Source organism: Paenibacillus terreus (assembly GCF_042138595.1).
Lineage (GTDB): Bacteria > Bacillota > Bacilli > Paenibacillales > Paenibacillaceae > Paenibacillus > Paenibacillus terreus.
In genome coordinates this window covers 271970-294975 of the sequence record NZ_JBHIRX010000005.1, presented here as the reverse complement: position 1 = coordinate 294975, position 23006 = coordinate 271970, and the positions used below count along the sequence as shown (strand labels likewise).

Sequence of the window (23006 nt, the reverse complement as noted above, 5' to 3'; positions counted from 1 at the left end):
TGATTACACCTCCATAACCAGCAGCTCAGGGTTGGCGAGCAGCTGTTTGATATAGTTCATGAAGTTTTGCGCAGTTGCACCATCGATAATACGGTGGTCGAAGCTCAGGGACAGTGCCATAACAGGAGCTGCCACAATTTCACCGTTTTTCACAACAGGTTTTTCACTGATGCGGCCTGTTCCGAGGATAGCCACTTCAGGGAAGTTGATGATTGGTGTAAAGAACATGCCGCCTGCAGAACCGATGTTGGTGATGGAAATCGTGCTGCCTCTCATTTCCGCAGGAGTCAGCTTGCCTTCACGACCGCGGGAAGCGAGATCGCGGATGGCATCAGCGATCATCCAGATGCTCTTGCGGTCCGCATCTTTGATGACCGGCACGATCAGACCGTTATCCGTATCTGTCGCAATACCGATATTGTAGTATTTTTTGTATACAATTTCGTTTGCTTCTTCATCGATCATGGCATTCAGAGCCGGGAACTGACGGGAAGCAGCAACGAGCGCCTTCACGATGAACGGCAGATACGTTACTTTTACGCCTTTCTTCTCAGCAATCGGCTTCATGCGTGTACGGAATGCCACCAGCTCGGTTACGTCCACTTCGTCCATAAGTGTAACGTGCGGAGCCGTATAAGCGGATTTAACCATCGCATTGGAGATTGCTTTACGGATGCCTTTGAACGGCACACGCTCTTCTTCAAGACGCTGATCTGCCGCTGCCGGAGCTGCAGCTTTCTGAGCTGCCGGCTTCGCTTCTGCAGGCGCTGCCGTTTGTGCAGCCGGAGCTGCCGCAGTAGGAGCCGCTTGGCCGCCGCCGTTTTTGAAGGCTTGAACGTCTTCTTTGGTTACTTTGCCGTTTTTGCCGCTTCCGTTCACAAGGGAAATATCCACGCCTTGCTCACGGGCAAATTTACGAACACTAGGTGTAGCAAGCACTTCTCTGTTGGATGCTGCCGCAGGAGCAGGAGCTGCTTTAGCTGCAGCAGGCGCTTCGGCAGCAGCTGGAGCTGCTGCTCCGCCTTCCTGTTCGGGAAGCTCGCCTTCTGCGTCGATAATGGCTACCACTTGACCTACATGGAATACATCGCCGTCCTTCGCGAACACTTCAGCGACAGTTCCGTTCACAGGACAAGGGACTTCCACAACAGCCTTGTCGTTCTGTACTTCCATAATAATGTCGTCGTCTGTTACTTTATCCCCTGGCTTGATGTGCATTTTGATGATTTCACCTTCATGCAGACCTTCGCCCAGCTCAGGGAATTTGTATTCAAACTTGGAGCTTCCGGAAGCGGCAGGGTTAGCTGTTGCAGGAGAAGATGTTGTATTGGCTCCGCCTTGAGCGGCATCCTTTTCCTGTACGGCATGACTGCCTGCAGTTGCTTCTTCCTGCTCAGGCACATCGCCCTCTGCATCGATGATCGCTACAACCTGGCCAACGTTAAATACGTCGCCGTCTTTTGCGAACACTTCTTTCACTGTACCGTTCACTGGACAAGGAACCTCTACGACAGCCTTATCATTTTGCACTTCCATAATGATGTCGTCGTCTGTCACCTTATCGCCGGGTTTGATATGCATCTTGATGATTTCGCCTTCATGCAGGCCTTCACCAAGCTCCGGGAATTTGTATTCAAAATTTGCCACGTTCAAAACCTCCCAATTTAATCCGGGTTTGGCCATTCCTTGCTCTTATCGCCAGGAACAGCCGAAATCCTCTTACTGTGAGCTCTAATTAAAATTCCAACACTTTGTTGACCCCGTCAATGATACGGGCAGGGGTTGGAAGCCACGAATCCTCGATTTGCGCAAAAGGATAAACCGTATCCGGCGGAGCAATACGCAGCACAGGAGCTTCGAGATGAAGAATGGCTTTTTCATTGATTTGGGCAACGACCTCAGCACCTACGCCGGCACTCTTCTGAGCTTCCTGCACAACAATGGCACGGTTGGTTTTCTTGATCGAAGCTACGATGGTGTCGATGTCGATCGGAGCAACCGTACGCAGGTCGATAACTTCCACCTTGATGCCTTTTGTTTTCTCAAGCTCTTCAGCAGCTTTGACGGATGTATGAACCATCATGCCGTAAGTAATGATCGTAACATCAGAACCTTCACGAACCACTTTCGCTTTACCCAGTTCAACCGTGTAGTCACCCTCTGGCACTTCATCACGGAATGCATGGTAGAGGTTCAAGTGCTCCATGAAGAATACAGGGTCGTTATCGCGGATCGCTGCGATCATCAGACCTTTGGCATCGTAAGGATTGGATGGGATAACGACCTTGATGCCCGGAGTCTGAGCAAGCAGACCTTCCAGTGCGTCTGTATGCAGCTCAGCCGCTTTTACGCCGCCGCCGTAAGGTGTACGGAATACGATCGGGGAGTTGTAGCGACCGCCGGAACGGTAACGCATGCGTGCCGCTTGAACGGCCATTTGGTCAAGAGCTTCAAAAATAAAGCCTACGAACTGGATTTCCGCAACCGGGCGGAAGCCCTGAATGCCCAGACCTACCGCAAGGCCGCCAATAGCGGATTCAGCCAGCGGTGTATCGAATACACGCTCTTCGCCAAATTCCTTCTGCAAACCTTCTGTAGCGCGGAACACGCCGCCTACATTACCTACGTCTTCACCGAAAAGAATGACGTTCGGATCACGCTTCAGTTCAACGCGCAGCGCGTCGCGAATCGCTTCTTTCATGTTCATTTGTGCCATTGCTTCATATCCTCCTTAAACATTAACAGATCACATTCGTACCTTATCCATCATGAACCGAACCGGCTGCGTTCCCGGTACAGGTTATAGCGGTGAATTATTGAAAATCAGCTTTTTGTTCTTCCAGGTGCTTTGGCGTATGCTCGAACATACTGTCAATCAGGCCCGGAACCGTCATTTTCTCCGTTTTCTCGGCTTTCTTGATCTCTTCGTTGACTTTCGCCTTGGCTTCTTCTTTCACGCGCTCAGTGTCCTCTTCCGTCCACAGGCCTTTTTTCTCAAGATACTTGGCCAGACGTGCAATCGGATCCTTCTCGCTCCATTCTCCTTCTTCTTCTTTCGTACGGTATTTGCTGGCATCGTCCGAAAGGGAATGCGGACGGAAACGGTAAGTGACCGCTTCGATCAGTGTAGCGCCTTCACCGTTACGTCCGCGTTCAGCAGCTTCCTGAACCGCTTTGATAACGGCAAGCACGTCCATACCGTCAATTTTTACGCCTTTGATACCGGCTGCAACCGCTTTATGAGCGATGGACAGGGCAGCTGTTTGTTTGGAGAATGGCGTAGTAATGGCATAACCGTTGTTTTGCACGAAGAAAATAACCGGAAGCTTGTAAACCCCAGCATAGTTAAGACCTTCGTAGAAATCGCCCTCGGAGGAGCCGCCGTCGCCCGTGTATGTAATGACGACTTGTTTTTGCTTTTTGAGCTTGAAGCCCATTGCAATACCCATCGCATGCAGAATTTGTGCCCCGATAATAATCTGCGGCATCAATACGTTAACACCTTCAGGAATTTGACCGCCATGCTGATGTCCGCGCGAATACAGGAATGCTTGATACAGCGGCAGACCATGCCATACGATTTGCGGCATATCACGGTAGCCTGGTGCGATAAAGTCTTCTTTCTCCAGCGCATACTCACTGCCGACCATCGTTGCTTCCTGGCCGGATACCGGAGCGTAGAAGCCGAGGCGGCCCTGGCGTCCAAGGTTGACGGCGCGGTCGTCCCAGGTGCGGGTAAATACCATGCGGTACATAATTTCTTTCAATTGATCGTCGGTAAGTTTAGGCATCATCTTTTCATTAATAATTTCACCTTCCGGCGAAAGCACGGAAAGAGCTTCCACTTCCTCCGTGTACACTTCGTAAGGAACCTTGCTCATTTTCTTCACCTCAACAAAAAATTTGAATATCAAGTTCCGCTGTTATAGAATTATTATACACCTGTTTTACCTCTTGAGTCAAAGATATCCGCCATTTTTATTTGTTTTGTGCAAATGGTGTATGTATAACAGGATCGAAATTTTACTGTAACAGCATAGTACATCTTTTAAAATTTAACCAGTCTTTGCAACCACGGTTATCTTAACTTATTGTGATCATGATTGCAAAAAAATACCCGCGAAAGGTGACGAAGCATGACGGATTCCCGCTACCTGAAAAGAACGATTCTCAAAGAAGAAATCCAGAGCCGGTTTTTGAACGCAAAACGCAATCTCCGAATCTATCTTCCGCCTGGCTATAACGAGATTTTGAGTTATCCTGTCGTCTACTGCCAGGACGGAGAGGAGTTTTTCAATTTCGGACGAATCGCCACCCATGCCAACAGACTCATTCTGGATGAAGGGGTGGAGCCATTCATCATTGTAGGCGTAGAAGTCGATACATCCATACGGACACAGGAGTACGCTCCCTTTGGCAGCTTGTTTGAGGCCTATACCTCCTGCTTTGCCAAGGAAATTGTTCCTTATATCGAGGACAAGTATCCGATCAGACAAGAAGCCTCTGAGCGGGTGCTTGCCGGGGATTCCCTCGGCGGCAGCGTCTCGCTGCATCTGGCCCTGATGTACCCTGAGCTGTTTACAAGGGTTATCAGCCTGTCCGGTGCCTACTACGAGAAATCACGCGAGCTTATCGCCCGTGAACAGAACTTGTCCTATCTGGAAGTCTGGATGACGGTCGGCCTGCAGGAAACGGAATTTCAAAGCGATTCCGGAACCTACGATTTTGTCGATATTAACCGCAAGACGGCAGACCTGCTCAGAGAACGGGGCGCCACGGTTTCCTATCGCGAGAAGGACGGCAAGCATGTTTGGGGCTTTTGGCAAAACGAGCTGCCCGGCGCGCTGAGCTATTTTCTCGGACTGGCATAATGAGCATGGTCTACCTACCAATACCCGCTGCCCAGTCTTCCTTAAACGCCAAATTTTGCAGAAAATTGAAAATCTGTTTGGCTGCCCCCTTTCCCGGTCTATTGGCCGGGATTTTCATTTCTCCGGCGTTCAATCCATGGTTACGCTTTCATCCAAACAACAGAAAAAACGGCACTGCTGCCGTTTATCCCTTTTGTCATCATACGACCATATTATAGCTTTTCGCTTACAATCTTGTCCAGAAGGACCTCGCACCCCAAATCAATTAATCTGTAGGTCTCCTCAAAGTTGCCTGAAAAATACGGGTCAGGAACCTCGCGGAGCGGCTCGTCGGGAAGCAGATCCATAAATTTCAGGATTTCCGCCTCCTTTCCTCCCGGAAGCTTGCGCAAGTTTTGCTCATTGGAATCGTCCATGCAAATGATATAGTCGAATTGCTTAAAATCCTGCGTCTGCATCTGCCGGGCAATCAGCCCTTCGCTGCTGATTCCATGCAGCTTAAGCTGTCTGAGCGTCCCTTCATGCGGCGGCTTGCCGATGTGCCAGTTGCCTGTCCCGGCCGAATCGACTTGAATGTCCCCCTGCAGCCCCCGCAGCGCGGCCTTGTGTCTTAACACAGCTTCCGCCATGGGAGATCTGCAAATGTTGCCCAGACATACAAATAATACTCGAATCATGCTTCTTATCCTTTCTGAACCCGCAAGTCAACCGCTCCCGGCTCTGTTTCCGACGGACGGCGCAGCGATCGCCGCGGAAGTTTCCATTTATAATACACGGAAAGCATACGAAATACTACAACGCCTATAAAAAGCATGATCAGCTCTGCCGGGCGGTCCGCAAATCCGGTTCCTACCGCCAGCCCGGCCAGCATGGCCCATACGGCATAAATCTCGTCCCGCAGCACGAGCGGTTTGCGACCGGCCAACAGGTCGCGAATCATGCCACCCCCCGTTCCTGTCAAAAAGGCAGCAACCACGGCGGCAATGACAGGATGGTTCATCTGGGTGGCATACAGCGCCCCCTGAATGGCAAATGCGGCCAGGCCGACGGCATCGAACAGCGCTTCTGTTCGTTTCCAGTGCCTGATCCATTCGTAAGGCAGCATAAATGCGATAACTATAGAAATAACGGCCAGCGTAATGAGCATTCCCTGACTCCAAAGCGTAGTCACCGGAACGCCAATGAGAATATTGCGGATGACTCCTCCCCCGAATGCCGTCACAAGCCCCAGCACAAGCACGCCCAAAATATCGTATTCTTCCTCCATCGCCACGATAGCCCCGGACATGGCAAAGGCAATCGTACCGATAATGCTGAACCATTCAAAGATGTGTAATTCCAACGGCTTGCTTCTCTCCCTTTCTCTCCTGTCTGTCTGTTTTTGTTAAATTCCTTACTTTGTCTGTCAACTTTTTCACTTCCCCATTGTAGCGAAATCAAGGGAAATTGTGCAAGCGATAATTATCCAGGTTATACTAAAGTGTGTGTTTAAAAAGTCAGGTTTTCAGCACCGAAGCGTATGCTTCCGAAGTGCGTTTTTTCAAAACGCTTGAGTTGGATGAAGATAGGGACTGAGGAGCGGAGCGTACTTGGGGTACGTGAGCCCCGGAAGGCCCGGCTGAATTCAAGATTCGATGTCGAGTCCGCTTCCTGATTGACTTCGTGATCAAAAGCTGACTTTTTAAACAACCTCTAATCTATAGTGTAATTTTTTCAGAGGAGATGTGGCTCATGAGCACCAGGAGAGCAATCATATTTACCGGCGGAGCACTGTCCGCGGATGACTGGTCCGAAATCAGGGATGGCGACTTGATTATCGGTGCGGACCGCGGAGCGTTATATCTGGTGGAGCACGGAGTCCGTCCTGATATCGCGGTGGGCGATTTCGATTCCGTTTTGCCGGAGCAGCGGGTCAAGATTGAGGAATACAGCAAGCGTCTCATCAGCTGTGATCCTGTCCACAAGGATCTTACCGACACGGAGCTTGCGCTTGAACTGGCGATTGAAGAACAGATTGGAGAGGTGCTGCTGCTTGGCGCTACCGGCACTAGAATGGATCATACACTGGCTAATCTGCAAATGCTGCTGCGCGCCATGCAGCATCATATCCACGGTGTCATCCAGGATGCGCACAACCGGATCATGCTGACAGGCACGGAAGCTGTTGTAGAGGACAGGGGGTATACCTACATCTCCCTGCTGCCGATGACAACTGAAGTAACAGGCATCAATCTGGAAGGCTTTATGTATCCGCTGGTGAACGCAACCCTCAAAATGGGACAATCCCGGGGCGTCAGCAACCGTCTGACCGCACCTGCCGGCAAGGTTTCCATCGAGAGCGGCATACTGCTTATCATCCAAAGCAAAGATTGATTACATTTCTATATTGGTTACATTTTTATAAGTAAAGATTACATTTTTGTAATCGTCTTTTAACGAATTTCATGTGTCAAAAAAGGCTAAAAACCTTGGATCAACAAGGTTTTAGCCTTTTTTGTTTACCCATTTCCTTACTACTTCATCCTATTACAGTAATTTTAACAGTTTTTTAATAATCATACTTAAAGCCTTGGCAGACAAGGGATGAGGCCGAATCACCTAAAATCTGGGAGGTTACAAAACTGTTATACTCAGTCCTGCAAGAGGCCAAGCATTCATCACGAATGACTAATACTTTTGGAGGTACAAATATACCATGAATTTCAACAGCTTGTTCAAGAAAGTCATCTCTGTAGGGATCGTTGCTTCCATCGGCTTTGGTGCCGTCGCAGCATTCGAAACTCCAAGCGTTCAGGCGGCTTCCGCCACCGCAGTATCCAAAGGTCAACAAATCGTCAATTATGGCAAACAATACATGGGCACTCCATATGACTTTGGAGCTACTACTACCACGACGAAAAAATTCGACTGCTCTTCTTTCATGAAACACATCTTCGGGCATTATGGGGTGGATCTCCCCCGCACTTCCGCCCAGCAATCGAAGGAAGGCAAATATGTCTCGAAATCCAATCTCCGTGCCGGCGATCTGATCTTCTTCTCCAGCGGCAGCCGTGCGAACGGTAAAAACGTGACTCACGTTGCCGTGTATGCAGGAAACGGTAAAATTCTGCACACTTACGGTTCGCCAGGCGTAACCGTCTCCGATTTGAACAAAGGGAACTGGAAGAGAACCTATCTGTTCGCACGCCGTGTATTGTAATTCATATATACAAAAGGGGTGTCCAAAAGGTTTATACCTTGGACACCTCTTTTGTATGTTGTGAGACGCTGTCCTGTCCATCACTGATGTCATACTGTAATCAGCTTATGGCGTGGAATCGGAATTTCCTGCTGCGGGCTCCTGAAGAAGGTAACCCACACCGCGTACCGTACGTATCAGCTTATGCTTATATCCATAGTCAATCTTGAGGCGAAGATGCCGTATATATACGTCCACTACATTAGTGTCCGCAATAAATTCATGCCTCCATACATGCTTCAAAATCTGCTGTCTGCTGCAAGCCTGATTTACGTGCAGTGCAAGATACCACAGGAGCTCAAACTCCTTCGCCGTCAGCCCGATCCGCTCTTCTCCTCTTTTGACGATCCACAGGCCTCTGTCAATCGTCAAATCCGCCACCCTGATGCGGCTGTTCAATTGATTGGCCCCGCGAAAGATAAGAAGCAAATTTTTGATGCGGGCAAGCAGCACTTTTTCCGGCACTTCCCCGGCCACCACGTCATGAGCCCCCCGGTCAAAGCATTGAACGATCTTATCGGCATCCCAGGAAACCGTAATCATGATGACGGGAATGCGCCTTATTTCATCATTGATCCCAAGCAGCAGCCGATCCGCCTCCAACGAAGGCAGCTCTGTGTCGAGCAGCAGCAGCTGGAACTCGAGGTTGTCAACACGATCCACGGCTTCCTGCGCGCTGTACAAATGGATTACACGATATCCCGCTTTCCGCAATCCTTCCCGCATTTGTTCCCGGCTCTCCCCGCCAACGAGCAAAATACATTCTTCCATGCGTCACCTGATTTCTGTTGCTCTGCAAAACAGCCTAGTGATAACTATGAACACCTGCCCATAGTTTGGGGAATCCGCAAGGAATACATGTATCAGGGCAAAAAGGAAATTACAGGATTTTAGCCAAAATAACGATGATAGAACACACGGGCTTCCGCTATATCATTCGTGCCATGTATAAGCGTGCGGCCGTCTTCAAAAACAACCATCCGGTGTTTGCCGGCAGCAAAGGAAACGAGAAAAGGATTGCTCTCTACCAGGCCGTCTCCCGTGGAGGCCAGACGGGCAGCTGTCGCTTCCAGATCAAGCTTGGCGCGGCGGGCCGGGCGGATCTGCACCGTGTCCCTTCCGCACAGCACATCCGCCTTTTGCCGATTGGCAGCCATCAGATATGGGTAAACCCTGTTTTTCCCGCAGGAAGGACAGTCCTCCTTTTTGGCACCGGCTACAGAAATCGCTACGTTTTCATTACGCCACACATCAAAGGACAGCAGCTTGCCCCGCAGCGCTTCCTTATGCCCGCTTAACAGCTTGAACGCTTCCGCTGTCTGGTGGGCGGTCACCATCTGTACAGCCTGCGGAAGAATACCAGCCGTGTCACAGGTATCCCCCCCGCCCGGGATCGTACCCAGCAGACAGTTCAGGCACGGCGTTTCCCCGGGAATGATGGTAAAGGTAATCCCATAGCTGCCCACACAGCCGCCGTATATCCACGGCACGCCGAGCTTTTGAGCCACATCGTTGATGATCAGTCTTGTATCAAAATTGTCGGTAGCATCCATGATCACATCCACATCTGCCGCCAGCTCTTCCAATGCTTCGCCATCGATGTCGAGCACATGAGCATGGATGAGGCATTCGGAGTTTATTTCCTCCAGACGGCGCTTGGCCGCAATCGCTTTGGGTGTCCGCTGCGCCGCGTCCGACTCCGCAAAAAGCTGCTGCCGCTGCAGATTGCTCCATTCGACATAATCGCGATCAGCGATGGTGACCGTGCCGATGCCTGAACGGACAAGCGTCTCGGCGATGCTGGTGCCAAGCGCTCCTGCTCCAATAATCAGCGCATGGGAAGCACGCAGCTTCCGCTGCCCCTCTCTGCCGAATGGCGCAAAGCGCTCCTGGCGGGAGTAGCGGTCGGCCGCGGCCTTTGCGGCTTCTGCGGCAGAAGACTCGTAATCCGCCTCCACCGCTGTCTTGCGTTCATTCATTATGATGTAACCATCCCTTCTGTAGGACTGCTTGCCGAGGCATAACGTTTAACGGGAATCATGCCCGCCTTGTACGCTTGTCTGCCCGCTTTTACCGCGAGCTTCATTGCCTCCGCCATGGCAACCGGGTCCCCAGCGCCGGATACCGCCGTATTCAGCAGCACGCCGCCCGCGCCGAGTTCCATCGCGCGTGCCGCATCGGCAGGCGAACGGATGCCGGCATCCACAATGACGGGAACCGAAGCCTGTTCTATAATGAGCTCCAAGGTGTACGGATTGAGTATGCCCCGGCCTGAACCGATGGGGGATGCCCCCGGCATGACGGCGTGTACGCCGAGCTGCTCCAGTCTTTTGGCCAATATAACATCGTCGGAGATGTAAGGCAGCACAATGAAGCCTTCGGCAAGCAGCATTTCACAAGCTTTTAGAGTCTCAATCGGATCGGGAAGCAGCGTTCTGTCATCCCCGATCACTTCGACCTTAATCATATCACATAAACCGGACGCCTTGGCCAGTCTGGCAATGCGGACAGCCTCCTCGGCGGTTGCCGCTCCCGCCGTATTGGGGAGCAGCGTGAAGCTGGACAGATCCAGCATATCCAGGAAGTTTCCCTGTCCCTTTTCCTGCAGATTCAAGCGCCGTACTGCAAATGTAAGGATCTCGCTTTCCGATGCCTGAACGGCCTTCAGTTGTGTTTCAGGATCCGTGAACTTCCCTGTTCCGAGCAGCAGTCTTGATTTAAAGGTTTTATCTCCGATGTGCAGCATATTATCCGCCTCCCACAAAATGTACGATTTCAAGCTGATCCCCGTTCTTCAAAGCGGTCTCGCCGTGAATTTCCTTGGTCAATATGCGCCGATTCAGCTCGACGACGACCGTCTTGACACGCAGGTCCAGTGCATTCAGCAGCTGGTCCACATTTTGCACTTCCGCATCAAAAATCATATCCTGGCCGTTAATAACAAGCCTCATCGCAATCCCCCCTCGGAAGCAGCAGGCTGCCTTTTCATTCTGTCCGGTGACAAGGCCGTCAAGTTTAACTGCTCCGCCGTACGGCCTGTCATCATCTCCGCAATGGCTTCCCCTGTCGCCGCGCTCAGCAAAATTCCGTTTCGGTAATGTCCGCAAGCAGCGTACAAGCCGGCAGCATCAGGGACGGGGCCGATCAAGGGAAGGCCATCCTTCGTCTGCGGCCTTAATCCCGCCCACGCTCGCAGAAAAGACGACTCCTCGATGTCCGGCAGCCAGGCCGCGGCGCGAGACAGCAGCTGCATCAGCCCGCCTGCGGATACATCTGTTCCCCATTCGTGCGGCCTGCTCGTGGCACCAATCCACAGCTCCCCGTCCGGCTTTGGCACAAGATAAACATCCTCCGCATAAAGGGTATACTTTAGCGGACGCGCAGGCATGGCAACGGCTACAACCTCTCCCTTGACAGGATACATACCCGGGCTTATGCCGTAATTATCAAGCAGCTTTGATGCATCATGTCCCCCTGCGATCACAACATTCGGACATGCGATGTCCCCCCTGCTCGTTCTTACACCGCGTACCTTTCCGTCCATGATCAAAATGTCTTCCGCTGCTGTGTCCGTCAGCAGTTCGGCACTATACTTTTCCGCACCTGTCACCAAAGCCTGTGCAAGCCGCTGCGGAAGCAGTTGGGTTTCCCGCTCGCGGAACAAGCCCCCGAGTGCCTGCCCTGACAAGCCGGGAATCCTTCTGGAAATCTCTGCGGCATCCCACCATTCCGCAGCAGATCCATCCTTGCTTCCAGCCATAGCCGACAAGCGTGCCGCATCCTCCTGAGTCCGGGCAGGAATCACGAAGCCTGTGGTGGTATAACCTGTTGCCAGTCCTGTCAGCTCTTCAAGCTCCCGCACCAGTTTCTCGAACTGATCGCGGCTGCGCAGTGCCAATGCGGCCAGCTGCGGATGGGCAAAAACCTCGCACTCCGCGGCCAGCATTCCCGCCGCCGCCCGTGTGGCCCCTTGACCCGGAACCGATTTTTCGATCAGCATCGTTTTGAAGCCCCGCTTCGCCAGCTGATAGGCGATGGAGCTGCCGATCACTCCCGCACCGATCACAGTACAGTCTGCCGAATAGCACATACCGATCTCCTCCCATTTTCCTGTATTTATCGGGATTCATCTGATCTGTTACACCCTGCTTCAAGTCATGAGCAAACTTCTATATTCCTTTGCCACCTCTGCCGGATTTTCCGCCTTCCAGATACCTGACATCACGGCAATTCCGGAGGCACCTGCCCGCTTGATATCCGGCACATGCTGAGGCTGAATGCCGCCAAGCGCGATAACCGGTATGGAGACGGCACAACAGAGCTCTTCCAGGCTGCTCAATCCCCGCGGCGGCAGCCCGGGCTTGGAAGGGGAATCGTATATATGGCCGAATAGCACATAATCGGCCCCCGCCTGCTCTGCAGCCAGCGCTTCCGGCAGCGAATGGACGGATGCCCCGCAGCGCAGCTCCGGAAACATCCGCTTTACAAGCGGCAGCGGCAGGCTGTGAGAAGTGAGCTGTACCGCCCCGGCACCAAACAGCAGCGCCGCATCCACACGGTCGTTAACCGCGAGCTTGGACGGCGGGCAGCAGACGCCCTCCGACACCGTGGACATAAATGCATACAGTTCCGCAGCGCTCAGCTGCTTCTCCCGAATATGAAGCAGATCGATTTCCGGTTCAATCAGCCGCATAATGTCTGCCGTTTGTTCAGCGCTTTGGCAGCCGTCCGTAATAAGGTGAAGTTCCATTAGCTTGTTGCCTCCATGACAGTGATTCGGGAACGCCAAAAAGCCGCTTCCCGGTCAGGAAGCGGCTGAACTTGAATGTTCACCGATTACAAGGAACAGCACCCCGCTCATAAGCGGGACGCATATACTCTGTATTCGGCTAATGTCCACTTCCCTACGCTGGTATGATCCAGATCAGGTGCAAAGGGTCCGGAATGCATTTCTTCCGTCTCAGCCGCCGGCCGCGGCTCCCCCAGTGTGATACAGGTCTGATTAATCGCCTGTATGACTTTATATGCTTTTGTAATCCCATTTCATGGTAGCACAATCCCGTTCACTTGCCTAGACGTGCATCATATTTCATTCAGAAAAGTCCAAAGCTGCACTTTTCTGCACATCAGGCTTTCGCCGACCACTCTTCCACATTCCATACTCTCGTTACCCAATCCTTGTAAAAATCGGGCTCGTGGGATACGAGCAGCACGGTGCCTTTATATTCCTTCAGCGCACGTTTCAGCTCATCCTTTGCCACCACATCCAGATGGTTCGTCGGTTCGTCAAACAGCACCCAGTTGCTTTCACGCATCAGCAGCTTGCAGAGACGTACCTTGGCCTGCTCTCCCCCGCTAAGGGCGGACAGCGGACGGGTAATGTGATCATTTTTCAGTCCGCAGCGGGCAAGATGGGCACGGACCTCATGCTGATTCAGATGCGGGTACTCATTCCACACATCGTCAAGCGGTGTAATCCGCTCAGGGCGAACCTCCTGCTCGAAATAGGCTGGATACAGAAAATCTCCAGTATAGGTTTTGCCGCTCAGCGGAGGGATTTTGCCAAGAATCGTTTTGAGCAGCGTCGATTTGCCGACACCGTTATAACCGACGATGGCGATCTTCTCGCCCCGTTCAATGGTTATGGACATTTTCGGCAGCAGCGGGTGGCTGTAGCCAATCTCAAAGTCAATGCCTTCAAAGACCGTTTTGCCGCTGGCCCGCGCTTCCTTGAACTGGAACGTCGGCTTTGCCGCTTCTTCCGGCTTGTCTATCCGATCAATCTTATCAAGCTGCTTCTCACGGCTCTTGGCCCGGCCGGATGTGGAGGCACGCGCCTTGTTGCGCTGGATGAAGTCCTCCTGCTTTTTGATATACTCCTGCTGTTTTTCATAAGCCTCGATATGCTGCGTCTTCTGGATGTCAGCCATTTCAAGGAACTTCTCATAGTTGGCCGTATAGCGGTTCAGCTTGCCAAACTCCAGATGATAAATGACGTTGACGACCTGATTCATAAACTCAGTATCGTGGGAAATCAGCATAAAGGCATAAGGGTAATCCTTCAAATAACGCGTAAGCCATTCGATATGCTCAACGTCCAGGTAGTTCGTCGGCTCGTCCAGCAGCAGCACATTCGGCTTCTCCAGCAGCAGCTTGGCCAGCAGCACCTTCGTGCGCTGTCCCCCGCTTAATGTCGCTACATCGCGGTCCAGTCCGATGGCGCCAAGCCCAAGGCCGTTGGCCATTTCCTCCACTTTCACATCGATCAGATAAAAATCGCCGATCTCCAGCTGCTCCTGAATTTCTCCCATCTGCTCCAGCAGCACTTCAAGCTCCTCCGGCGAGGCTTCGGCCATTTTATCTGTAATGGCATTCAGCTCTTTCTCAAGCTCAAGCAGCGGCAGAAACGCATCCTTGAGCACATCGCGCACCGTCTTACCCGGCGTCAGCTTTGTATGCTGGTCCAGATAACCGTAACGAACCTTCGGCGTCCATTCGACTTTGCCGTTGTCACGCAGCTGCTGTCCTGTCAAAATATTCATCAGCGTCGATTTGCCGACACCGTTGGCTCCCACCAGACCGACACGCTCTCCCGGCAGCAGGCGGAACGATACATTTTTGAATAATGTCCTGTCCCCAAAATTATGGGAAACGTCTTCTACAGTTAATAAACTCATTTCCGTTAGCAGACTCCTTTAGCTCTTACTTATAAACACGATCAATAAACTTCAATATGACTTCAGGTTGGCTTTCAAAGCCTTATTGTAGCATAAGAAGGAGCTCTACCGGAACCTGCAAAACAAAAATGCATCGCCAGATACACACCGCGTGGTCTCACCATCTTCTGAAAGAAGCAAACAACGGCTTTCTCCGCTTCGGCTCAGGAATCACATCCTTGAACAAGGCTTGCAAAGCGATGTCCATTTCCTCCCACGGCTCAAAAGGATCCAGATGAAGAGGGAGCGCATAGACCTTGCCTGTACCAAGCTCCTTTCCGAGGCGGCGGGCCGCCTCGCTTGTCGCCAAAGGGAGACAGAAGCCCCACATCTGCTGCGGGTACCTGGCCAGAGCTTTTGCAAACGTCACCGTATCCGGCAGCCTCCACTCCGCTCCGGACCCGACCACCAGCGGATAATCAGCCCGCAAAAATTCCTCAAGCCCGTCATGATCCACTCCGCTGCCCAGGTCAAACACTATAAAATCAAAGCCTCCGCTCAACATGGGGATGATATCTTCCGGCGAGGTTTGACGGCAGTACTGCACCCCTTCAAAAGAAAATCGTTTTGCTCCCTCCGCCCGCGCACGCTCCTCTCCCTCCAGCAGTGCCTGTATTCTGGAAAAGGACTGTGAGCGGCCGTTCAGCTCGGCTACAGCCACCCTGCCGCCCTGCCGTGCAAGATAGTGGCTGATGGCTATGGCCGTATGCGTTACCCCGCAGCCAGGCGATACACCCAGCAGCGCTATCACCCGTGTTCCGGAATACTTTGCCTCCGCTGCCGATACAGGCTGATCAGCGGGGGGCACGGTTAATGGCCTTAGCTCATGCATAACCTCCTTGGCGGTCTGGTATCTTTCCCCTGGATCGCTCTTTAGCAGCTTGCGGATCACCCTTTCCAAATCACGCGGCTGCCTTGAGCGTATGGCCTCCTCCACGCCAGGCGCCCACTCGCTATGTCGTCCGCCTGTACCTAAATACAGCATCAGCGCACCAAGACCATAAAGATCGGAACGCGCATCGGATTGCCCTCCTCCATACTGTTCAGGGGCTGCAAACCCGACCGTTCCCAGCTTCACGGTGTCCTGGCTGCTGCCGGTCCTGTAATTCCTCGCCGTGCCAAAGTCGATCAGCTTCAGCTCAAGCTCCGGGGTGATCATAATGTTGGACGGCTTCAGATCACGATAGATGATGGACGGCTTATGGCTGTGCAGATAATCGAGCACATCGAGCAGCTGCAGGGCAAATGATATGACTCTTTCACCTTCCACGATGCCGCCGTTATTCCGCATATAAGCCTCAAGCGTCATGCCTCCGATGTAATCCATGACAACATACACATTGCCTTCGCCGCTGTAATCGAAAAAATCAACGATTCGCGGCAGCCGCGGATGATTGAGTGCGCTCAGCATCTCCGCTTCCGCTCTCCACGCCCCCATCAGTTCCCTGTCGGCCGCCGTTTCCTTGACAGCCCATATTTTTCCCGTCAGCTTCAGGTCCTCAGCCATATATACCCGGCTCATGCCCCCTCTGCCGATCAGCCGGCATATGCGGTATCTCCCGCCCAATACATAACCTGGTTCACGCTCTCGATTTTGCTTCATCACTGCCCTTCCCTCCTTGGAAAGCAAAAAAGGAAAGCCATCCCCGTAAATGATCTCAACATAAGAGATCTCTTTACAGGATGCTTTCCCTGCTTATCAACCAATATGATTTACACAATTTGGATTAATTATAGTGTGCTCTAAACATTTCTGCAATAATATTTTAAGCATATTTAATCATATAAAGTGTTATTTCATCCCGGTTATGGAATAACTGCTTCGCCTGCTGCACCTGCATTCCCGCCTGCTCGAAGGAAGAGATGACATCCTGAATGAGCGCGAGCGGCTTTTTGTGCATCAGCTTCACCGTCACGATGGCCGTCCCCCCGCTCGCGAGGCTGTATAACAGGCCCGTAACAAGCTTCGCCATTTGCTTCGGGCTCCAGCTCATATCACATACCAGCACATCAAACTCGCTGTCACGGAACCTGACCTCTCCCGCATTTTTGCGAAGGAAGGTCAAGCGTGGCGATTGCATGACAGACGGATCCATGCGCGCCGGATCCACGGCCGTCACCTCAAGCCCGCGTTCTAGCAGGAATGAGGTCCAGCCTCCCGGAGCCGCACCGATGTCCAGAGCTTTCCTGAAGACTGTAAAATCAATCCCGAAGGCCATTTCCGCCTCCAGCAGCTTGAACTTGGCGCGCGACACCTGCCCCTCTTCCTTCTGGAAGCGCACAGCCCCTCCGTTCCAGTCGGACAGGTTGTCGTCAGGTCTGGAAATGCCTGCATACCAGAAGTCATGATCGGCAAATACGGACAGAACGTAATCCGCTTCGCGCACGGCAAACTCCAACGGCGCGTCCGCCAGCTTGTCCGTAATGGCCTGTTTTAACGCCCCCGCACTTTCCTCCCAAAGGCTGTCGTGCGTTTTACGGACCTGTACGGTCAGAACCTGCCCCTGCAGCTCGCTCCGGTTCATGACGAAAGCCGCCAGCCGGGTCAGCACCGTATCCACGCTGCCGCCCTCCTCCTGAAACTGGACGGGAAACAGATGGCGCAGAAACATCGGCGATTGCGCTTTAATTCTGTCCACCGCCGCTGCGGACTCATCAGGCAGCGTGACGAGCAGCACTTCACCCGGAATGAGCACGGTCGATTTTACCGAGCCGAACAGCCGCCGCAGCTCTTCCTGGGCATACGGGGCAAAGCTATGATTGGCTGTGCATATAAAGCGCGATGTCACGCCGGACTTTTCTTCATTTTCCTGCATATCTTCATCCATTGAATTCAAAATAACGTTAACCTCCAGCGCATACCCTGATCCACGGGCGCTCATCATCCCACTGCAGCTCGACCGGAATCTCATACGTATGCATTATCGTTTCTTTGGTCAATACCTCTTTCTTCGGACCCGCAGCGGCCACTTTCCCATCCCGGATTAGTGCGACGTGTGTAAACAAAGGGACAATTTCCTCGATATGATGCGTTACATAGATAACGGATATGTCACGCCGGCGCAAACGGTCGATTTCCAGCAGCATTTTTTCCCGCTCGTACAGATCTAGTCCTGCGCAAGGCTCATCCATAATGAGCAGCTTGGGCTCAGCCATAAGCGAACGCGCCAGCATCACTTTTTTGCGCTCTCCCTGGGACAGTGTGCCGAGGGGATGGTCAACCAGCCCTCCGAGATTCATTTCCTGCAGCAGTGAGACGGCCTTCTCTTTCACCTCTTCAGGAATTTCCTGATAAAAGCGCAGAAAGGCGTAAGCTCCCGTAGCCACGACTTCCCACACAGGGTCCTTCAAGGCCAGCTTTTCCAGCAGCGATTGGCTGATGTAACCGATCTCCTTGCGCACTTCCCTTACATCACATTCTCCAAATACGTTCCCCAGCACCTCAACACGGCCCGTGGTCGGAAACAGGTAACCTGTCATCATTTCAAGTATCGTCGTTTTGCCTGATCCGTTGCGGCCCAGAATCGCCCAATGCTCCCCTGTGTTGACCTCCAGATTCACATCGTCCAAAATCCGGTCCTGGCCGCGCCGAAGCGTAATATGCTCCATTTTAATCACCGGCAAACTCCCCTTATCTGTTCCAGCAAATTTTGCACGGATTCCATTTTATATATCACTTTCGGCTCGGAGCTTTCACCATTGAAAAGCAGCAGTGCAGGCACGCTGGATATCCGGTATTCCTGAACCAGATCGGGGATGGTGTTAATATTGCTTTGCACGATAATATCCTCCTGCAGCATATGCCCGACAATCTCCAGCATCTTTTTGGCTACGGCACAGGTGCCGCACATCGGAGTATACACCAGCACGGCCAGCCTGCAGCCTTCCCAAATATCCCTGCGCAGCTCCTGCTGATTCCGTTCCCTCATCGCCGCTCCCTCTGTTCAAGCTGGCTGAGCAGCTCCGGGGGAACCGGATGATTGTACAGCTGCACTCCCTCCGGCAGGCTGCCGTACAGCATTTCGTACATCTGCCTTCTGCCTGACGGACTGGATGAGTGCAGATAAATCTGCTCCGGGAACAATTTTTCCCTGACGATCGCGGCTGCCACTTCAAGTCCCGTAGGCTCTCCTGGTCCCAGATCATAGTCCAGCGACAGAATGTCAACCTTGTATTCACGAAGCAGCAGCAGGCACTCCTCCGCATCGCGGGCCAGTGTAAAGCCCTGCGGGCAGCGCCGGTAATCATCCATGTACAAGTTCATACGGCTTCCTCCTTCCCGCTATCGGTATTTTTTATCCGCTTGCCTCGGCCCATTCCAACACTTTGCGAATATCCGCCCGGTGTGTTCCGTCCGCTCCCGGCTCAGTCTCCATGATCAGGGGAATCTGCTGAAACGGGCGCTGTCCCAGCAGCCAGCGAAAGCCCTGCTCGCCTATATATCCGGTTCCGACCCTGGCATGACGGTCTTTTCTTTCACCGCCGGGATAACGTGAATCATTCAAATGAACAGCACACAGCGCGTCCCAGTATCCGAGCCGGGCTCCATTTTCCAGCAGGTTTTCATCCGCACCGCCATTCCAGAGTCCCGCAGCAAATGCATGACAGGTATCCAGGCAAAAACCGATTCGTTCCGGAAATTTGCTCAAACTCCGGACCTGCACCATTTCCTCCAGCGTCGTTCCCATCGGGCCATGATCGCCGGCCTGATTTTCAAGCAAAATTTTGGCTGTCCCTGCCCAGCGGCCCAATACGTCATCCAGACAGCCGATAATATTTTTATACCCCTCCAGAGGATCGCTGCTGCGCAAATGGCCAAAATGAACCACAATCCCCACAGAGCCGCACGCTTCCGCAATCGCCAGATCATTCAGCAGCGAGGCCACCATAAGCGCATACGCTTCCTCTCCCCTGATTGAACCCGTCGCTGGATTAACCGGATAAGGCGAATGAGCGATCGATTGCAAATGATGGGCTTCACAGTAGCTCCTGCAGGCCTCGGCGTCGGAAGCATCCGGTGTCTTTAGAGCCAGACTGCGCGGATTTTTCGGAAAATACTGAAAGGACAGCGCCCCGGCCTCCCGTGCCCGCTGCGCCGCCTTGTAGAAGCCTCCGCGCGTGCTGACATGCGCTCCCGCATACCACTTAGGCTTCATGCTGGCAGTCCGGGCAGTAAAAGACCTTGCGTCCGGCCTGCTCCTCCCGGCGAATTGTTCCCCCACACCGCGGACATGCCTCACCTTCACGGTCATACACCTGGCATCTTTCATCAAAGCCGCCTGTTTTGGCATCCCCTTGAAATAGCGGCATCTCCATGTACCCGCCGTACATATATGCTTCCCTGAGCACTGTGCGGACCGCTTCGTACAGCTTTCCAACCAGTTCGGCGGATGCGGCAATATTTTGCATCTTCGAAGCTGGCGCAAGCCCTGCCGCGAAAGCAATTTCATCCGCATAACAGTTGCCGATGCCGGCAATGACATGCTGATTGATCAGGGTGCTCTTCAGCGAGCCGCGTCTGCCTTTCAGGCAAGCGGCAAAGGTCTCCAGTGTCATGCGCGGGTCCAGCGGCTCCGGCCCAAGGTCTGCCAAAGCTTCATTGGTTTCCTTGGCTGTCAGCAGATGCAGGTACCCCAATCTGAGCCCGATGAACAGCAGCCTTTGTCCGCCGAATTCGATTTCGACCTGGGTTGAACGCTCGATGGTTTCACCGGGGGCAGCCAGGTACAGCATGCCTCCCAGCATCAGGTGCAGCAGCAGCCGCTTGCCTGAGTTCAAATGAAAGATCAGATGCTTTCCGCGCCGCTCAATGTACACAATCGAGCTGCTTAGCAATTGCGAGCGAAAGTCCGCCGCATCCAGATTGATTGATTTTTCCCGATGGACCGTAACTCCGGTAATCGGTCTATCCAATAATCGCCCGGACAATAGTACCCGGTAGTTCTCCATTTCAGGAAGTTCCGGCATATCGTATCTACCCTTTCTAGGCTGTATATTTTGGTCAATTACAAGTGATTATTTGGTCGGCGGCAGACAGCCTCCCCAGAGCTCGCTCAGACTGCTGCATACATAATCGGGTCGCACTCCAGCCGTCTGAATGTGCCGTTCCATATTGGAGGGCGTTGTCACCCCGGTCATGACAAGTGCCGTTCTGCAGCCTGCGGCTGCGCCGGCAGCAATGTCTGTCAGCATATTATCCCCGATAACGACTGCTTGCTCCGCCTTGATCCCCAACCGGTTAAGCGCGTAATCCATCAGAATGCCGGATGGCTTGCCAATGACGACGGGACTGGTCTGCGAAGCAGCCTCTATGGCCGCCCCGATCGTACCCGCACCCGGGATGAGCCCCTCATGTGAAGGAAGCTGAACATCCGGATTGGTCATAATAAAGGCCGCGCCCTGCATAATGCATTGCATGGCGGCGGTCAGCTTGGCATATGTAAAATTGCGGTCAATTCCCTGCACAACATAATCCGGCTTCTCCTCAACGAGATGCAGACCTGCGCTGGTAAGCGCCTTTTGCAGACCTTCTTCTCCAATACAGTACACCCTGGCTTCGGAACATTCCCGGGATACATACTGTGCTGCCGCCTGCGCAGAGGTGCATATCTCCTCTCCCTCTGCCTCGATACCCATTCCACACAGCATATCCGCGATCGCCTCCGGCGTACGTGAAGAGTTGTTCGTCACGAATAGGAAAGGAATGTGCTGTTCACGGCATATACGGATAAATCGATCGGCTCCTTCGATCATACGATTGCCATGAACCATCGTTCCGTCAAGATCAATCAGTAGTGCTGTCAAGTTGCCTTCCTCCCTGCTCAAGCCCTAATTCATTTCATTAAATATTCAGGGCATAAGTCGAGTTGCCTGCACTGCATCGGCCTCACCCATCTATCTTAAAAAAATCAGTGCCGCACGTCCAATCATTTCCCTCTTGAATTTAGAGAAGAGTTAGCTGATTTGTCAAAAAAAATGTTATGTAGGCCATTTTCACGCCTGATCTGCGTCGAAAACCATCGACAGCTGTTTTTTCAAGGAAGCTTTTTCTCCACACATTTGTCAGTTTCTGCGCTTTCCCGGAAAATAATCAGCCGTTTCCCGGCTGCTTATTGATAATAAAAGGTACCGAAATAGCTCCGGCACCTTAACTTCAAACACATGGAAGCCTCGCATCGGTTCAGCAGGGTATCTGGAACAGCACATGCTCCTCCGCTAGCATGCTGTTTGGAAAAACAGACTTGGCTTCGTCCAGCAGTTCCTGCAGCTGCTCCATATCCTTGTACCTTGAGCTGAAGTGGGTCATGATCAGCCCGCCCGCTTGTGCAGCTTTAGCCGTCTCGGCTGCCTGCAGCGCAGTACTGTGATGGTATTCATGGGCCGTTTCCGCCAGCTCATGAAGAAATGTGGCTTCATGGATGACCAGGTTTGCGCCTTCGGACAACAGCACCGCATTGCGGCAGGGGCGGGTATCCCCCAAAACGGTAACGATCCGGCCCTTCTTCGGCTCTCCCAATACCTCCTGCGGCTGCACAATACGGCCATCCTCCAGTTCAACCGGCTCTCCCCGTTTGAGTTTGCCGTACAGGGGGCCAGGCCGGATACCGTATTTCGCCATCGCTTCTGCGTCCAGCTTACCCGGCTTATCCTTCTCCGTCACCCGGTAGCCATAGCTGTCGATCCGGTGCTCCAGCAGCGCTGCCTCCACCTTGAACTGCTCGTCCTCGAAAATCAGTCCACCGCCGTGCTCAACGACATCCAGCTCATAGTTGATGCGCGACTGGCTGAGCTCCAGAGACATGTCAATGTATTGCTTCAGCCCTGCAGGCCCGTATACAGTCAGTGGAGACGTCCCCCCCTGGTACGCCCTGCTGGACAGCAATCCGGGCAGTCCGAACAGATGGTCTCCGTGAAGATGTGTGATGAATATTTTCTCAAGCTTGCTCAGCTTCAGGGGCGACCGCAGAACCTGCTGCTGTGTTCCTTCTCCGCAGTCGAACAGCCACATCGTTCTGCGCTCTTCGAGCAGCCGCAGCGCCACTGAAGTAACATTGCGCTGAAGCGTCGGAACGCCGGCGTTTGTACCCAAAAAATAAATGTCCATACTTATCCAACCTTCTTCCTGCTGGGCAGCAAAAAACCTCCGAAACCCGGAGGATTCTGCTGCCAACCTCTTCTGCT

At 52.8% G+C, this 23006-nt stretch carries 24 protein-coding genes and 1 riboswitch; of the genes, 3 read left to right on the top strand and 21 right to left on the bottom strand.

Going from position 1 to position 23006, the window contains the following annotated elements; translation table 11 throughout:
* Positions 1-3: 3 nt before the first annotated feature.
* From ACE5KN_RS12515 to pdhA, 3 genes are all read right to left on the bottom strand, one after another.
* Positions 4-1647, bottom strand: coding sequence for a 2-oxo acid dehydrogenase subunit E2 (locus tag ACE5KN_RS12515; protein WP_375523720.1), 1644 nt, complete (start codon positions 1645-1647; stop codon positions 4-6).
* Between the two features lie 88 nt (positions 1648-1735).
* Entirely contained in the window at positions 1736-2716 is a 981-nt protein-coding gene (locus tag ACE5KN_RS12510) for an alpha-ketoacid dehydrogenase subunit beta (protein WP_375523719.1), read from the bottom strand.
* A gap of 97 nt (positions 2717-2813) precedes the next feature.
* Complete coding sequence (pdhA, locus tag ACE5KN_RS12505) at positions 2814-3881, bottom strand: pyruvate dehydrogenase (acetyl-transferring) E1 component subunit alpha (RefSeq protein ID WP_375523718.1); 1068 nt, start codon at positions 3879-3881, stop codon at positions 2814-2816.
* 255 nt (positions 3882-4136) lie between these two features.
* On the opposite strand from pdhA, the gene ACE5KN_RS12500 reads away from it, so the two are divergent.
* Positions 4137-4871, top strand: a complete 735-nt coding sequence (locus tag ACE5KN_RS12500) for an alpha/beta hydrolase (protein ID WP_375523717.1) — start codon at positions 4137-4139, stop codon at positions 4869-4871.
* Positions 4872-5083: 212 nt separating this feature from the next.
* Here ACE5KN_RS12500 and ACE5KN_RS12495 read toward each other — a convergent pair whose 3' ends face one another.
* Both ACE5KN_RS12495 and ACE5KN_RS12490 read right to left on the bottom strand, forming a co-directional pair.
* The gene (locus ACE5KN_RS12495) at positions 5084-5548 is read right to left on the bottom strand and encodes a low molecular weight protein-tyrosine-phosphatase (protein WP_375523716.1); all 465 of its coding nucleotides are present in this window, start codon (positions 5546-5548) and stop codon (positions 5084-5086) included.
* A 5-nt stretch (positions 5549-5553) separates the two neighbouring features.
* Entirely contained in the window at positions 5554-6213 is a 660-nt protein-coding gene (locus ACE5KN_RS12490; protein ID WP_375523715.1) for a trimeric intracellular cation channel family protein, read from the bottom strand.
* A gap of 389 nt (positions 6214-6602) precedes the next feature.
* On the opposite strand from ACE5KN_RS12490, the gene ACE5KN_RS12485 reads away from it, so the two are divergent.
* Both ACE5KN_RS12485 and ACE5KN_RS12480 read left to right on the top strand, forming a co-directional pair.
* Positions 6603-7244 (top strand): thiamine diphosphokinase, encoded by a 642-nt coding sequence (locus ACE5KN_RS12485; RefSeq protein WP_375523714.1) that lies wholly within the window; start codon positions 6603-6605, stop codon positions 7242-7244.
* 322 nt (positions 7245-7566) lie between these two features.
* Positions 7567-8070: a C40 family peptidase gene (locus tag ACE5KN_RS12480; protein ID WP_375523713.1), complete on the top strand. Its 504-nt coding sequence runs from the start codon at positions 7567-7569 to the stop codon at positions 8068-8070.
* 105 nt (positions 8071-8175) lie between these two features.
* On the opposite strand, the gene ACE5KN_RS12475 is transcribed toward ACE5KN_RS12480, so the two are convergent.
* The 16 genes from ACE5KN_RS12475 to rnz form a co-directional block, all read right to left on the bottom strand.
* Positions 8176-8880, bottom strand: a complete 705-nt coding sequence (locus ACE5KN_RS12475; protein WP_375523712.1) for a response regulator transcription factor — start codon at positions 8878-8880, stop codon at positions 8176-8178.
* Positions 8881-8999: 119 nt separating this feature from the next.
* Positions 9000-10088 carry a ThiF family adenylyltransferase gene (locus ACE5KN_RS12470; protein ID WP_375523711.1) on the bottom strand — a complete coding sequence of 363 codons (1089 nt, stop codon included), beginning with the start codon at positions 10086-10088 and terminating at the stop codon, positions 9000-9002.
* Entirely contained in the window at positions 10088-10855 is a 768-nt protein-coding gene (locus ACE5KN_RS12465; protein WP_375523710.1) for a thiazole synthase, read from the bottom strand. Before ACE5KN_RS12465 ends, ACE5KN_RS12470 begins: the two co-directional genes overlap by 1 nt.
* Position 10856: 1 nt before the next feature.
* On the bottom strand, positions 10857-11060 hold the full coding sequence (gene thiS, locus ACE5KN_RS12460; RefSeq protein ID WP_375523709.1) for a sulfur carrier protein ThiS: 204 nt from the start codon (positions 11058-11060) through the stop codon (positions 10857-10859).
* Positions 11057-12199, bottom strand: a complete 1143-nt coding sequence (gene thiO, locus ACE5KN_RS12455; protein ID WP_375523708.1) for a glycine oxidase ThiO — start codon at positions 12197-12199, stop codon at positions 11057-11059. The genes thiS and thiO overlap by 4 nt, the downstream gene beginning before the upstream one ends.
* A 60-nt stretch (positions 12200-12259) precedes the next feature.
* Complete coding sequence (locus tag ACE5KN_RS12450) at positions 12260-12859, bottom strand: thiamine phosphate synthase (protein ID WP_375523707.1); 600 nt, start codon at positions 12857-12859, stop codon at positions 12260-12262.
* Between the two features lie 134 nt (positions 12860-12993).
* Positions 12994-13103: riboswitch (TPP riboswitch) on the bottom strand.
* Between the two features lie 132 nt (positions 13104-13235).
* Positions 13236-14786 (bottom strand): ABC-F family ATP-binding cassette domain-containing protein, encoded by a 1551-nt coding sequence (locus ACE5KN_RS12445; protein ID WP_375523706.1) that lies wholly within the window; start codon positions 14784-14786, stop codon positions 13236-13238.
* Positions 14787-14943: 157 nt separating this feature from the next.
* Positions 14944-16428, bottom strand: coding sequence for a protein kinase domain-containing protein (locus ACE5KN_RS12440; protein WP_375523705.1), 1485 nt, complete (start codon positions 16426-16428; stop codon positions 14944-14946).
* 163 nt (positions 16429-16591) lie between these two features.
* Complete coding sequence (locus ACE5KN_RS12435; protein WP_375523762.1) at positions 16592-17641, bottom strand: 23S rRNA (cytidine(2498)-2'-O)-methyltransferase RlmM; 1050 nt, start codon at positions 17639-17641, stop codon at positions 16592-16594.
* 28 nt (positions 17642-17669) lie between these two features.
* Positions 17670-18443, bottom strand: coding sequence for an ABC transporter ATP-binding protein (locus ACE5KN_RS12430; RefSeq protein ID WP_375523704.1), 774 nt, complete (start codon positions 18441-18443; stop codon positions 17670-17672).
* The gene (locus ACE5KN_RS12425) at positions 18440-18754 is read right to left on the bottom strand and encodes a thioredoxin family protein (protein ID WP_375523703.1); all 315 of its coding nucleotides are present in this window, start codon (positions 18752-18754) and stop codon (positions 18440-18442) included. Before ACE5KN_RS12425 ends, ACE5KN_RS12430 begins: the two co-directional genes overlap by 4 nt.
* Entirely contained in the window at positions 18751-19089 is a 339-nt protein-coding gene (locus ACE5KN_RS12420) for a cyclic-phosphate processing receiver domain-containing protein (protein WP_375523702.1), read from the bottom strand. Before ACE5KN_RS12420 ends, ACE5KN_RS12425 begins: the two co-directional genes overlap by 4 nt.
* Positions 19090-19120: 31 nt before the next feature.
* The gene (locus ACE5KN_RS12415; protein WP_375523701.1) at positions 19121-19981 is read right to left on the bottom strand and encodes a deoxyribonuclease IV; all 861 of its coding nucleotides are present in this window, start codon (positions 19979-19981) and stop codon (positions 19121-19123) included.
* The gene (locus tag ACE5KN_RS12410; RefSeq protein ID WP_375523700.1) at positions 19971-20792 is read right to left on the bottom strand and encodes an Fpg/Nei family DNA glycosylase; all 822 of its coding nucleotides are present in this window, start codon (positions 20790-20792) and stop codon (positions 19971-19973) included. The genes ACE5KN_RS12415 and ACE5KN_RS12410 overlap by 11 nt, the downstream gene beginning before the upstream one ends.
* Before the next feature lie 48 nt (positions 20793-20840).
* On the bottom strand, positions 20841-21629 hold the full coding sequence (nucF, locus tag ACE5KN_RS12405; RefSeq protein ID WP_375523699.1) for a 5' nucleotidase NucF: 789 nt from the start codon (positions 21627-21629) through the stop codon (positions 20841-20843).
* A 376-nt stretch (positions 21630-22005) separates the two neighbouring features.
* The gene (rnz, locus tag ACE5KN_RS12400; RefSeq protein ID WP_375523698.1) at positions 22006-22929 is read right to left on the bottom strand and encodes a ribonuclease Z; all 924 of its coding nucleotides are present in this window, start codon (positions 22927-22929) and stop codon (positions 22006-22008) included.
* Positions 22930-23006 lie beyond the last annotated feature (77 nt).